This is a genomic window from Metabacillus hrfriensis, assembly GCF_030127205.1.
Lineage (GTDB): Bacteria > Bacillota > Bacilli > Bacillales > Bacillaceae > Bacillus_P > Bacillus_P dongyingensis.
Genome location: NZ_CP126116.1, coordinates 2,838,426 through 2,851,104, shown reverse-complemented (window position 1 = coordinate 2,851,104; position 12,679 = coordinate 2,838,426). Strand labels below are relative to the sequence as shown.

Genomic DNA, 12,679 nt, shown 5'->3' with positions numbered 1-12,679 from the left:
ATACGCTATAAAAAAGATGACCTCTGTATATTTGAGATCATCTTTCTTAATATTATAGGTTTATCCTTTTTGTTTTTCACTAAGCGTATAAACCTTATTTTGAATAAACCACAGCCTTGAAGACAGCGCTAATGCGGCAGCGGCAAGGCCCGCTATCAAGCCAATCCAGTATCCGAAAGCCATAAAAGACGTATTGTTTGCAAGCAAATATCCTGTTGGAAGTCCTATAACCCAGTAAGAAACAAGCGCCATCAACAAGGTGACATTTACATCTTTATAGCCACGCAGCGCTCCTTGAATAGGGGCGGCAATTGCATCTGAGAGCTGAAAGAAAATCGCATAAATCAAAAACTGTGCCGAGAGTTTTATTACAATGTCTTCATTCGTATAGATCGCTGCAATTTCATTTCTTAAGAAATAGATAACAGCTGCGGTAATAAGCGACAGGATAACAGCCATGACAATCCCTAAATAACTGTACTGCTTTGCATCCCTGTATCGTTTCGCTCCAACTTCAAATCCGACGACAATCGTTAGCGCCATTGAAATACTCAGCGGAAGCATATACAGAAGAGAGGCAAAGTTAATGGCGATTTGATGGGAGGCAATCGTGACCGTATCGTAATTGCTCATTAATAAGGTAACGGCTGCAAAAATGCTGGTTTCAAAGAATATTGCGATTCCTATAGGGATTCCGATTTTTAATAGACTAAGCCAGGCTTTTGCTGAAGCGCTGTACAATTTCTTAAAAATACCATAGTCCACAAAAGGCTGCTTTTTCACTATGACAAAAGCGGAGATCAGAAAAATACACCAGTATGTAATAGTTGAAGCAACACCAGATCCTACACCGCCAAGAGCAGGAAAACCGAACTTCCCAAAAATAAATAAATAATTAAATACAACATTGATGGGCAGAGATAATAATGTGATGAACATTGATATTCTCGTAAATCCAAGAGCATCAATAAAGCAGCGCAAAACATTATATGCAAAGAGAGGCAAAATTCCAAAAGCCAAAGCAGCCAGATAAAATTTAGCCGTCTCTCTGACATGGTCCTCCAGTGACATTGAATTTAATATTGGATCAATGACAAAAATACCGATAACTCCCACTATAATTGACAACAATACAGAAAGGTACAAGCCTTGAATAACTGTATAAGGGATTTTCTCCTTCTGTTTTGCACCAACATACTGTGAAACAATCGGAGTAACTGCAAGCAGGATACCGCTTAGTCCCGTATAGACAGGCACCCAGATACTTGATCCAATTGCTACACCTGCAAGATCTCCGGGGCTTACTTTTCCTGACATGGTCGTATCAAAAAAATTCATTGAATAAAGTGAGAGCTGTGTAATCAGAATCGGCAAAAGGATGAGAGAAAATTGCTTGCCTTTCTCCCAAAGAGTAAAGGTTTGTTTCATGTTAAATATCCTCGTTTTCTTAGAGTAACGAAAGAATTATAACATGAAAAATGGATCCCGTGACTATTTCGACTTCTCCTCAAGCTCTTTTTTCTCGGGCTTAAACATTTGATAATAAAAATAACTTAAAATCATTACACCTAATCCTGAAAAAAGGTATTGAAAAATTTTAACTGTCGTCATGAATCAAACCTCCATATCGCAGCTGGATCAAAGCTGCTATTTTAAGACATAGCTTAAGGATGAAAATATTGCGCTGTGATGTCCAGCTCCAGCGCATAACTCCTTTGTCTGGCACCGTCAAAAAAGTTTTCAAATCGGAACCTTATTTACCTTTCGAAGCTGACCAAGAACTTCCGATTTTCTAGTAGTATGAACCTCAGATGGAAAATTATTGCATGGAATGCAGAGATTTTTCAAACAATAAAATAAGCGATGTTATACAGGGAGAGGAGCAGAAAGTCTTTGAAAAAAGAAATAATGGATCCTATTAAAAAACTCATTTATGACCAGCTGGGAAACATCATTGATGAATCTATGCAGCTTATGAATTCTCTACAAGAGAAAGACCATTGTCTGCTTTGTGAGCTTGAAGATCTGCATAAGATTTTTCAGCAGCTGCAGTCGCAGGCGTCATCCTTTTACTTGCAGTCTTATTTATCAGAGTACACTCCGCATTATGCCATACTCTCAAAAGTCATTCAGCATCTGTCTGCTCAAAAACACGGAGGTTTGATTGTGATAGAGAGAAACGACCAACTTGTCTCTTTTCTTAAAAACGGTGTGCCGATTGATGCTTATTTATCTGCGTCATTGCTTGAAAGTATTTTCTATCCTGGGAATTCTCTGCATGATGGAGCTGTGCTTGTTTCCGGTACTAAAATCATTTCTGCAGCAAATGTCCTTCCGCTTTCTACTAAAACCGCAGATGCCAAGATTGGTACAAGGCACCGCGCTGCTATTGGCATAACAGAATCAACAGATGCAATAGCGCTTGTCGTATCAGAAGAAACGGGGAAGATGTCATTTGCCATAAATGGCGGGCTGTATCCGTTCAGCTCTGAATAAAAGCTTCTCATATTAAAAAAAATCATTTATAATGTAGTTTTTACTATATGAGCTATGCCTTCATTATTTGCTTCAGCCATCAGCATGATAAGACAGCGCTCTTCTATTTATGAGGAGGAAGAACAAATGCAAGACAAGAAAAACCTGCTTTCGTTTTTAAACTCGTTTTTCCGTTTAGATGAACGGCAAACAACAGTGAAAACGGAATTTATTGCGGCCCTGACAACATTTATGACGGTCAGCTACATCATCCTTGTTAACCCGATTATCTTATCTGAAGCTGGGATGCCAAAGGAAGCAGCACTTGCAGGTACAATTTTAGCTATTGTCATAACAACACTATTAATGGGGTTGTGGGCAAACCTGCCGATTGTCATTGGACCGGGAATGGGGTTAAATGCCTTTTTTACATATACCGTCGTCCTTGGCCAGGGATTATCTTGGGAAACCGCTCTTGGGGCTGTATTTATCTCAGGTTTTGTTTTCTTTCTATTATCTGTTACAGGAGTCAGTTCAAAAGTTGTCGCATCTATTCCTAAAACATTGAAAGCTTCTATTACTGCAGGAATCGGATTATTTGTTGCTTTTATCGGCCTTAAAAACGGCGGCATCATTGTTCCAGATGATGCAACCTATGTTGCACTCGGAAACATTGCAGATCAGGGAACATGGCTTGCGCTGTTAGGACTGATCCTTGCATCTGTGCTTGTATCCAGAAATATTAGAGGCGGTTTGATCTTAAGCATCTTTGTCATTTCGGCATTGTCCATGCTGATCGGCCACTCGCCTGTGCCAAATTCTCCAGACGATATTATTTCCTTTGACTGGCCATCAGTTGAATTAACGTTTATGAAGCTTGATATTATGGCTGCGATCGGATATGGTATTTTCTCAGTCATCTTTTCATTTACTATCGTAGAATTATTCGATACATTGGCTACCTTGATCGGATTAACAAAAAAAGCGAATCTGAATGATGAAAATGACGAAACACCTAATATGAAACGTGCATTGACGACCGGAGCACTCGGCACAATGATCAGTGCGGTGTTTGGAAGTACAGCCATGAATACCTATATTGAAAATGCAACCGGAATTGCAGAAGGAGGAAGAACTGGCTTAAAAGCAGTATTTGCTGCTCTGCTGTTTTTGCTGACTCTTTTATTTACGCCTCTGATTCAATACATCCCAAACGCTGCGACAGCTCCAGTTTTAATAATCATTGGAGCATTTATGATGACAGAACTGAAGGAAATCCATTTTGATGATTTGACCGAATTGATCCCGGCATTTTTAACCTTCATTATGATGCCATTAACATTCAGTATTGCAGAAGGTGTAGCGTTCGGTTTTATATCATACACATTATTAAAGGTTTTTACCGGGAGAACAAAAGAACTTCACTGGATGATGTATATCATTACTGCAGCCTTTTTAATAAATTTCTATACAATGATTTAGCGGGTCCCTTAAAGGGGCTTTTTTTTGACTGCAAAAAGTTTCGCTAGGCGAAATAATTGCAGCGGTGCTATAGTAGAAATAGTGAATAAAACAGAAAATGGAGACAACGCCATGTGGAAAAATAAAAATGTCTGGATTGTGCTCAGCGGTGAATTTATTGCAGGGCTTGGTTTATGGTTTGGCATAATCGGAAACCTGGAATTTATGCAAAAAAATGTACCATCTGATTTCATGAAATCTCTTATTCTCTTTATTGGTCTGCTTGCAGGGGTGCTTGTCGGTCCTCTTGCCGGCAGAATGATTGACAGCTGCTCAAAAAAGACCGTTCTTATTTATTCGGGTCTTGGAAGAATGCTCAGCGTTGTCTTTATGTTTATGGCGATACAATTTGATTCTCTTTTCTTTATGATTCTGTTTATGATCAGTATTCAATTATCTGCAGCCTTCTATTTTCCTGCACTTCAGGCTGTCATACCTATTATTGTAAAGGACAAGGATTTAATACAAATGAATGGGGTCCATATGAATGTTTCGACCATGGCGAGAGTGCTTGGCACAGCACTTGCCGGTGCGCTGCTTGTCTTTATGAGTCTGACATCGATTTATGCACTGTCCATGGCCGCATATGCCATTCTTTTTGGAGCAACATTTCTGCTTGATTTTAAAGAAGAGAAGAGGGAGCAGTCAAAATCGGGGAACTCCGGCAGCTTTAAAGAAGTTCTTCCTGTATTAAAAGCGACTCCCATTGCCATTACAGCTCTAGTCCTGACAATCATTCCTGTTTTGTTTATCGGCGGATTTAATCTGATGGTAATCAACATAAGCGAGCTTCAGGACAGCACGTCCATTAAAGGGCTCCTTTACACAGTTGAAGGAATCGCATTTATGATCGGCGCTTTTTTTGTAAAAAAAATTACTCATCGTTTTTCATCCGTTCACATGCTCTTTGCTTTTGCTCTATTAATTTCAATTGCACATTTAAGCTTATTCTTTAGTGATATCATGTGGATGTCGCTCATCTCATTTGGAGTATTCGGTCTTGGCGTTGGCTGCTTTTTTCCGATTGTCTCGACCATCTTTCAAACAAAGATTCCAAAAGAATATCACGGCCGTTTTTTTTCGTTTAGAAATATGCTGGATCGTGTTATGTTCCAGGTGGTTCTCCTCGGAACGGGTCTGTTCCTTGATACAATCGGTCTGCAGTTCATGGTGCTTATCTTTGGAACATTATCGCTCACGATGGTCGTTTTATATGGAATGAAGTATTTTCAGAAAACAGAAGTAAGAAATTTAAGTGAAAGCAAGTAAAAGAGAGGGGAGAGCCCTCTCTTTTTTTGTTCGGCGTTTCTCTGTTCTTTAATATCTAATAATAGCGGGGGTCAGCGCCAAACTATCAGCCTTTCCGCTTAATTCAAATGATTATAACTGCTATAACGAGAAAACAGCTGAATCGAAAAAAATGAAAAGCCAGAATAAATCTTAAAACCGCTAATAGAAACGGGAAATTGGCCAGAAAAAATCGAATTTCGGCAATTAAAATAACGATTTCGGCTAAATGAATAGGATATGGTCCACCGTAATCGTGTCTTTAATGGGGATTCCATCCCGGATAGCCCTTTGACTTGGAGCAGAACGGACGATTCTGCTTTTCTGTATTGTCCAGAGCCACCTCCTATCCCTTTGACCAGAACAATTTCCCTCAGGAAAGTCGGACCCGGACTTTTCGGGATGCCCGAGTCTGAACAGTCGGTTCCGCTTTTCTTATTCTCTGCATTTCTTGCATACAGTAAGCTTCTGTCCATCTGCCTGAAGTTTTGGGTAGAGCAGTTTAATTCGTGTTGTCCCGCATATTGGACAAGTGCCGCGGCCTCTTGAAGCCATTTTTAATAATGTTTTACCCCGATATCTCTTCGCCATCTTTAAACACCCAGTTTCTTTTTTAATACTATATGATTTCCTTGTTGGATATGCTATCTCACGAATCGGCCAAAAAAGACTAATAATGTCATAATTTGCAAGAAATACGGGATAAAAATAGGGGATTTTAGCTATTTTAGTAAGAATATAGTGCTATTTTTAGAAATTTGTAGTAATTAATGCCCTAATCTATTAAAATAATCATGTAAGAAAAAAGGAGGTACTTAGCGAACAATGAAACAGAAAATTATTGGGTTAACTGCTTCAGCAGTCATCGGTTCCACTTTAATTGGCTCCGCAGCTTCTGCAGACAGTATAACCGTTAAAAAAGGCGATTCGTTATGGAAGTTGTCACGCGAGTATAAAACAACAGTTGAAACAATTAAACTGACAAACAAGCTTTCTAAAGATATGATTTTTCCAGGACAAGTCCTGCAGATATCCGGAACTGCAAAAAAACCTGCATCAAGTGTTCAAAAACCTGCTGCACCCGCTAAAACCTCTTCCTCTACATACAAAGTGAAATCAGGCGATTCCCTCTGGGTCATTGCACGAAAACATAATGTATCTGTAATTGAGCTGAAAAGTTTAAATGGGCTGAAATCCGATTTAATTCGTCCCGGACAAACCTTAAAAGTAAGCAAGACGACTGGAAAAGCTCCGGATGCTGAAGCGTCTAAACCAACTGCTAATCAGCCTGCGGCATCAACCTATAAAGTACAGCTTGGTGATTACCTTGGAAAGATTGCTAATCAATTCGAACTTACCGTCGCAGAGTTAAAAGCGATGAACAATCTCAAATCGGATGTGATTTACGCTGGCCAGACCCTTAAAGTGAAAGGCTCAAGCGCTGCACCGCCTAGTAAGGTGGAAGAAACAAAGCCATCTGCAAACAGTAAAATTGACACGATGATTGCTGAAGCCAAGAAACATATTGGAGTGCCTTACAGATGGGCTGGAAATACTCCTTCTGGATTTGACTGCAGCGGATTCATGTATTATGTACTGAACAAAGTGACGTCTGTTTCCCGTCTCAGCACTGCTGGATATTGGGACATCATGACGCCGGTCAGCTCTCCGCAAAAAGGTGACTTCGTTTATTTCACTACATACAAGGCAGGCCCGTCTCATATGGGAATTTATCTTGGTAATGGAGAATTTATTCATGCAAGTTCATCAGGTGTGACCATCTCTAAATTGGATAATTCCTACTGGAAAGCAAGATACCTTGGAGCAAAACGATATTTAAAGTAAGAAGCCATCAGGGCTTCTTTTTTTGGCGAGGAACAAACTGCCTTCCAAAAGGATGAATGAACAAATCCATTCATATGATGGAAATAAAAAGAAACAGGAGGCGAAGTGGATGACGGCATTGCCTGCAGGTGTCATGACTCATAAGATAGCAGGGAAAAAGCTTACGATATTATATCCATCAATAACAGGTCCGCATGTATTGAGTCTGCAAAAAATCAATACGGACATCCTAAATAACGTTCAGAATCAGATTCGTTTTGGAGGGTATGACGGGGGAGTGCAAACCGACATGCAGGGCACCTATGAACTTAAGACGAATGAGCGGGACTTGTTAAGCTTAACGCTGCTGAATTATGTGTACAGCGGAGGCGCTCATGGCATGTCTTTTCTAAAAGGGCTGACATACGATACCCAGACAGGCAGGAAGTATAAGCTTCAGGATCTTTTTAAAATAGACAGCAACTATAAAGAACGATTATCTTCCATTATTAGTGAGCAGCTTAAAGAACGAGAGATTACATTACTCGATCCTCCCTTTAAATCAATTCGCCCGGATCAGGATTTTTATTTAGCTGATAAATCGCTTGTTATCTATTTTCAGCTCTATGAAATCGCAGCTTATGCTTATGGGTTTCTGTACTTTCCCATCTCCATTTATGACCTGCAGGATATCATCGATCCAGATGGTCCTCTTCCCAGATTATATGGATAGATAAAAATATCTTGCATTCCTCAAAGATTCGCATATAATAACTCTTAATAGAAAAAAATCCCATGAGGAAGAGAGTAATCATATCCAGTTCTTGAATCAGCGATTTAGGGAAGGTGAAAGCCTAAAATGAACGGAATGATGAAACGCACTTCCTAGGAGCCTGCCTGAACTTGGATAGTAGGGCATGTCGGTCGGCTGGCCGTTAAAACGCTTCGAGTGGTTCAGAAATGAACAATCAGAGTGGTACCGCGGGAAAATGCCCGTCTCTTTTATAGAAAAGAGACGGGCATTTTTATTTTATTTATAGGAGGACGAATTATGAAAAAGAGACTTGGGGCGATTATTTATAGAACTTTAAAAAACGATCTTACCTTTGATGAGATAATGGATGTCATTGAGATTCCAAAAGCAAAACAATTTGGAGATTACAGCTTTCCTTGTTTCGTTCTTGCTGCCGTCTATAAAAAAAATCCTCATCAAATTGCATTGGAGCTTGAAGGGAAGTTTCATGATGAGTTTATTACACAGGCAGCTGCTGCTGGACCCTACATTAACTTCCGCCTTAACCGGGAGATTGTAAGCATGGAATGTCTGCAGACAATAGGACCATATCAGAGCGCAGAAAAAACAAAAGTAATGACCATTGACTTTTCATCTCCTAATATTGCGAAGCCTTTCTCGATGGGACACCTTCGCTCAACGGTCATCGGCCAGGCAATTGCCAATCTTGGAGAGAGATGCGGCTATAACGTAATCAGAATCAATCATATTGGAGACTGGGGCACACAATTCGGCAAGCTGATTGCAGCTTATAAAAGATGGGGAAATGAAGAATCCGTCAAAGAGAATCCGATACAGGAGCTTTTTAGACTTTATGTAAAGTTTCATGAAGAAGCTGCCGTTTTTTCTGACTTAATTGAAGAGGGAAGAAGCTGGTTTAAACGTCTGGAGGATGGAGACACAGACGCATTAAAACTGTGGAAATGGTTCAGAGAAGTATCACTGGAGGACTTTCAGAGGGTTTATAAACTATTGGGCGTTCAATTTGATGCGTATAATGGCGAAGCATTCTACAATGATCAGTTATCGCATATCTCTGATTTGCTTGAGGAAAGAGGACTGCTTAAACATTCTGAAGGTGCAATGGTAGTTCCTTTGGATAATGTGAATCTGCCGCCATGCCTGATCCGAAAAAGTGATGGAGCGACCCTTTATGCAACAAGAGATTTGGCTGCCGCCTTCTACAGAAAGGAAACATACAAGTTTAATAAGTCACTATATGTAGTGGGGATGGAACAATCGATGCATTTTAAACAGGTTTTTGCTGTTGTAGAGAAAATGGGCTTCAGCTGGCATAAAGATATTCATCATATTCCATTTGGATTCATTTTGAAGGATGGAAAGAAAATGTCTACAAGGAAAGGCAAAATCGTTCTTTTAGAAAAAGTAATAAAAGAAACGATATCTGCTGCAAAAGCAAATATTGAAATGAAAAATCCTGAGCTTGAAAACAAAGATGAAGTTGCAAGTGCGGTAGGAGTTGGAGCGATTATTTTTCATGATCTCAAAAATGACCGTACGACTAATATTGAATTTTCATTGGATGAAATGCTTAAGTTTGAAGGGGAGACAGGTCCATATGTGCAGTATACACATGCAAGAGCCTGCTCTTTATTAAGAAAAGGCAGCGGGATCAAGTCAGAGAAAACAAGAGCATTAACAGATGAGCATAGCTGGGAAGTGCAAAAATTGCTTGTTCAGTACGGGCAAGTCATTCAATCTTCATTTGAGAAGTATGACCCATCCATTCTTGCAAAATATTTACTGCATGTATCCAGGGTGTTTAATTCTTATTATGCTAAAGTGAAAATCCTGGAAGGAAATCAATCCCTCACGTCCAGACTTCTGCTTGTTCAATCAGTAAGAGATGTTCTGAAAGACGGGCTGAGCATCCTTGGAATCAAGGCTCCTGAAAAAATGTAGCGTTTGTATCCTCCGTTTTAAAATTCTCCTATTATGGCTATCATGCTAAAGAATTTTAAGATGGAGGGATTGGTAATGATCAGAAAAATGATTTTCACAGCATTAATCGCAGCTTCTTTAGGCATGAGCGCCTGTCAGGCTTCAACAGAATTTGAGACGAAAGAAGAATCACTGCCGGTCAGTGAAAAAGCAGTTGCGCCGGTAAACGTCGATATAATCAACAGCGAGGGTGTTGAAATTGGAACAGCAACTCTGACTGAAGCGCCTAAAGGAGTGACTATCCGCTTAAAAGCGGAGGGTTTAGAGTCTGGAAAGAAAGCCATTCATCTTCATGAGACAGGGAAATGTGAAAAGCCTGATTTCACATCTGCCGGAGCGCATGTTAATCCTGCCAAAAAGCAGCATGGATTTGATAATCCTAAAGGCTTTCATGCCGGAGACCTGCCAAACATAGAAATTGACGAAAATGGAACTGTGGATGTCGAGCTTCATGCACCTGATGTGACATTGAAGCATGGTAAGAAAAATTCGCTGCTTGATGAAGACGGCAGTGCGATTATTATCCATGAAAGAGAAGATGACTACTTGACTGATCCTGCAGGAAATTCAGGAAACCGGATAGTTTGCGGGGCACTTGTGAACTAGATAAACAAAGCCGTTTTGACAAATTGGATCTGAAATAAAAAAGCTGATGAGACTTGTTGTCTCATCAGCTTTTTGCATTTTTATTCTTCTGTTTCTTCAGGACCCATATAACGGTATTTAGTTGGATCTACAGGTTCAAATCCCTTAGGCGTATAGAAACGCAATAGATCTCCGTATACAATCTGGTCTGAAATGGTCAATTTTTTATCGACCATTTCTTCTGTTTGTGTAATTTCTTCGTTTTCCTCCACTGTTTCTCCAGTAGCAGTATCATAGAACTTTCCGTCAACTGAAGTAAACTTAGGCGTTACAAAGTCGCCGTTTCTGAAAGGAACCACTTGCTGATGGTCTTTTGATAATAAATCCGTACCCATTTGAACGTAATCTTTTGTATCTATGCCAAGCAGGTGAAGGAGAGTAGGGCGAATATCAACTTGTCCGCCGAACTGGTGCTTTTTTCCGCCTTCAAGGCCTGGAGCGTGAATGAAAAGAGGAACCCGCTGCAGCTGAGCATGTTCAAACCCATTTATCTCTTTGCCCATTACCTGAGACATAGCTTTGTTGTGATTTTCAGAGATTCCATAGTGATCACCATACATCACGATCATTGTGTTGTCATATAACCCTGACTTTTTCAGGTCTTCAAAAAACTGTTTTAAGGATTCATCCATGTAACGTGCAGTCTGGAAATAACGGTCTACAGATCCATCACCTGTTGTATGAGGATCGATAGTAGCTTCGTCCTCATCAATTGGGTAAGGGAAATGATTTGTTAATGAGATGAATTTTGAATAAAATGGCTGCTCCATTGATTTAAGCAGCGGAATGGATTCGGTAAAGAACGGTTTATCCTTTAATCCATAATTCACAACATCTTCATCTTTCATTGAATAATATGCTGCATCAAAGAATTGCTCGTAGCCAAGTGATTTGTACATCACATCGCGGTTCCAGAATGATTTATAGTTGCCGTGGAAAACCGCTGTTGAGTACCCTTTTTGATCAAGGATAGCTGGTGCTGCCTGATATGTGTTCTCTGCTTTTGTTGTAAAAACCGCTCCCTGCGGAAGAGGGAATAGTGAGTTTTCAGCCATGAACTCAGCATCAGACGTTTTTCCCTGGCCTGTCTGATGGAAGAGATTATCAAAATACAGTGTATTTTTGTTTTTTGTTAAAGAATTTAAGAACGGTGTTACTTCTTCACCGTTAATTTTGTAATCAATGGCGAATGTCTGCAATGATTCAAGTGAAATATAAATAACGTTCATGCCTTTTGCTTTTCCAAAGTATTCAGGATTAGGTTCAGCATGTGTTGCTTTTGTGTAGTTTACAACTTCCGTTACATCATTGCTGTCAGCCAGTGCACGCTGGGCAGATGATTTAGAGCTTTGAATAGCGTCATAAATTGTGTAATTATACATGCCTAAATATTTAACAAGATAGTTGCGGTCAAACGTGCGCGTTAATAATTGCGGACGGTCCATTTCAGCTAAAGCAAGGTTTGTTCCGAACAGAATCACAGCTGAAATCAGGACTGCAGAAACTCTTTTGCTTTTCATTTTTACATTTTCAGGCTTAACGAACTTGCCAAATACAAGAACCATTAAAATAATGACATCCAGGAAGTAAAGGACATCGTAAGGTTTAACCAAAGCACCAAGACTTTGTCCCAGGTCTCCGGCATTCTTAGTCTGTGTCAATGTTGGCACTGTAATAAAATCGTTGAAGAATCGGTAGTACACAAGGTTGGCATATAATAGGAAAGAAAGCAGGAAATCGATGACGATCATCCAAATAAATGCCTTTTTTCCTTTAGCGAATAAAGCTAAACCTAAAAACAGCACAGCAGAGCTGATCGGGTTGATGAACAGCAGGAACTGCTGAATGGTATTATCAATTCCTAAATTAAGTTCTACGCGATAAGCAGTATAGGTTTTTATCCACAGCATTACGACTGCTAACAGAAAAAAGCCAAGATGCTTATTCAAAAAACCCTTAGCAAATACATTTTTCATTTTTTAACACCTCTAGTAATCAATTAATTTCGTATTTTAGCGGTTATGTTCAGTAACTTGCTCATAGATTATTTGTTCAGCAAAAGATAAGAAAAATCATAACGCAAAGAGGGACTAAAAGTCAACTTTTTAACTATTCAATTAATCTTGCATCTATTAAATTATCATTAAAAGATTAGACTTATTTTCCACAACA

Annotated in this window: 10 protein-coding genes and 1 other annotated feature; of the genes, 7 read left to right on the top strand and 3 right to left on the bottom strand. The window is 39.6% G+C overall.

Translation table 11 applies throughout. The annotated features are described in order from the left end of the window. Window positions 1-60: 60 nt before the first annotated feature. On the bottom strand, window positions 61-1,428 hold the full coding sequence (locus QLQ22_RS14160; protein ID WP_223435557.1) for an MATE family efflux transporter: 1,368 nt from the start codon (window positions 1,426-1,428) through the stop codon (window positions 61-63). Window positions 1,429-1,863: 435 nt separating this feature from the next. Here QLQ22_RS14160 and cdaS point away from each other — a divergent pair, with 435 nt between their 5' ends. The 3 genes from cdaS to QLQ22_RS14145 all read left to right on the top strand — a co-directional run bounded on the left by cdaS (window position 1,864) and on the right by QLQ22_RS14145 (window position 5,265). Then, window positions 1,864-2,496, top strand: a complete 633-nt coding sequence (gene cdaS / locus QLQ22_RS14155; RefSeq protein ID WP_420828789.1) for a sporulation-specific diadenylate cyclase CdaS — start codon at window positions 1,864-1,866, stop codon at window positions 2,494-2,496. Between the two features lie 126 nt (window positions 2,497-2,622). Then, on the top strand, window positions 2,623-3,957 hold the full coding sequence (locus QLQ22_RS14150) for an NCS2 family permease (protein WP_284015013.1): 1,335 nt from the start codon (window positions 2,623-2,625) through the stop codon (window positions 3,955-3,957). Window positions 3,958-4,068: 111 nt separating this feature from the next. Next, complete coding sequence (locus tag QLQ22_RS14145) at window positions 4,069-5,265, top strand: MFS transporter (protein ID WP_223443439.1); 1,197 nt, start codon at window positions 4,069-4,071, stop codon at window positions 5,263-5,265. Window positions 5,266-5,718: 453 nt separating this feature from the next. Here the strand turns inward: QLQ22_RS14145 and QLQ22_RS14140 are convergent, their stop codons facing one another. After that, a complete protein-coding gene (locus tag QLQ22_RS14140; RefSeq protein ID WP_284015012.1) occupies window positions 5,719-5,874 on the bottom strand; it encodes a hypothetical protein in 156 nt (51 codons plus the stop codon). A gap of 234 nt (window positions 5,875-6,108) precedes the next feature. Between QLQ22_RS14140 and QLQ22_RS14135 the strand changes: the two genes are divergently transcribed. From QLQ22_RS14135 to QLQ22_RS14120, 4 genes are all read left to right on the top strand, one after another. Continuing rightward, window positions 6,109-7,128, top strand: a complete 1,020-nt coding sequence (locus QLQ22_RS14135; RefSeq protein WP_284015011.1) for a C40 family peptidase — start codon at window positions 6,109-6,111, stop codon at window positions 7,126-7,128. A gap of 109 nt (window positions 7,129-7,237) precedes the next feature. After that, window positions 7,238-7,840, top strand: coding sequence for a DUF3298 and DUF4163 domain-containing protein (locus QLQ22_RS14130; protein WP_223435551.1), 603 nt, complete (start codon window positions 7,238-7,240; stop codon window positions 7,838-7,840). A 53-nt stretch (window positions 7,841-7,893) separates the two neighbouring features. After that, window positions 7,894-8,111 (top strand) — a binding site (T-box leader). 47 nt (window positions 8,112-8,158) lie between these two features. Further along, window positions 8,159-9,823: an arginine--tRNA ligase gene (gene argS, locus QLQ22_RS14125; RefSeq protein ID WP_284015010.1), complete on the top strand. Its 1,665-nt coding sequence runs from the start codon at window positions 8,159-8,161 to the stop codon at window positions 9,821-9,823. A gap of 75 nt (window positions 9,824-9,898) precedes the next feature. Then, a complete protein-coding gene (locus QLQ22_RS14120; protein ID WP_284015009.1) occupies window positions 9,899-10,468 on the top strand; it encodes a superoxide dismutase family protein in 570 nt (189 codons plus the stop codon). Window positions 10,469-10,548: 80 nt separating this feature from the next. Here QLQ22_RS14120 and ltaS read toward each other — a convergent pair whose 3' ends face one another. Next, the gene (gene ltaS / locus QLQ22_RS14115) at window positions 10,549-12,483 is read right to left on the bottom strand and encodes a lipoteichoic acid synthase (protein ID WP_284015008.1); all 1,935 of its coding nucleotides are present in this window, start codon (window positions 12,481-12,483) and stop codon (window positions 10,549-10,551) included. Window positions 12,484-12,679 lie beyond the last annotated feature (196 nt).

Coding starts and splice junctions, on each gene's coding strand:
- ltaS (WP_284015008.1), bottom strand. CDS start 12,483: ATGAAAAATGTATTTGCTAAGGGTTTTTTGAATAAGCATCTTGGCTTT.
- QLQ22_RS14130 (WP_223435551.1), top strand. CDS start 7,238: ATGACGGCATTGCCTGCAGGTGTCATGACTCATAAGATAGCAGGGAAA.
- argS (WP_284015010.1), top strand. CDS start 8,159: ATGAAAAAGAGACTTGGGGCGATTATTTATAGAACTTTAAAAAACGAT.
- QLQ22_RS14140 (WP_284015012.1), bottom strand. CDS start 5,874: ATGGCGAAGAGATATCGGGGTAAAACATTATTAAAAATGGCTTCAAGA.
- QLQ22_RS14150 (WP_284015013.1), top strand. CDS start 2,623: ATGCAAGACAAGAAAAACCTGCTTTCGTTTTTAAACTCGTTTTTCCGT.
- QLQ22_RS14145 (WP_223443439.1), top strand. CDS start 4,069: ATGTGGAAAAATAAAAATGTCTGGATTGTGCTCAGCGGTGAATTTATT.
- QLQ22_RS14120 (WP_284015009.1), top strand. CDS start 9,899: ATGATCAGAAAAATGATTTTCACAGCATTAATCGCAGCTTCTTTAGGC.
- QLQ22_RS14160 (WP_223435557.1), bottom strand. CDS start 1,428: ATGAAACAAACCTTTACTCTTTGGGAGAAAGGCAAGCAATTTTCTCTC.
- QLQ22_RS14135 (WP_284015011.1), top strand. CDS start 6,109: ATGAAACAGAAAATTATTGGGTTAACTGCTTCAGCAGTCATCGGTTCC.
- cdaS (WP_420828789.1), top strand. CDS start 1,864: ATGTTATACAGGGAGAGGAGCAGAAAGTCTTTGAAAAAAGAAATAATG.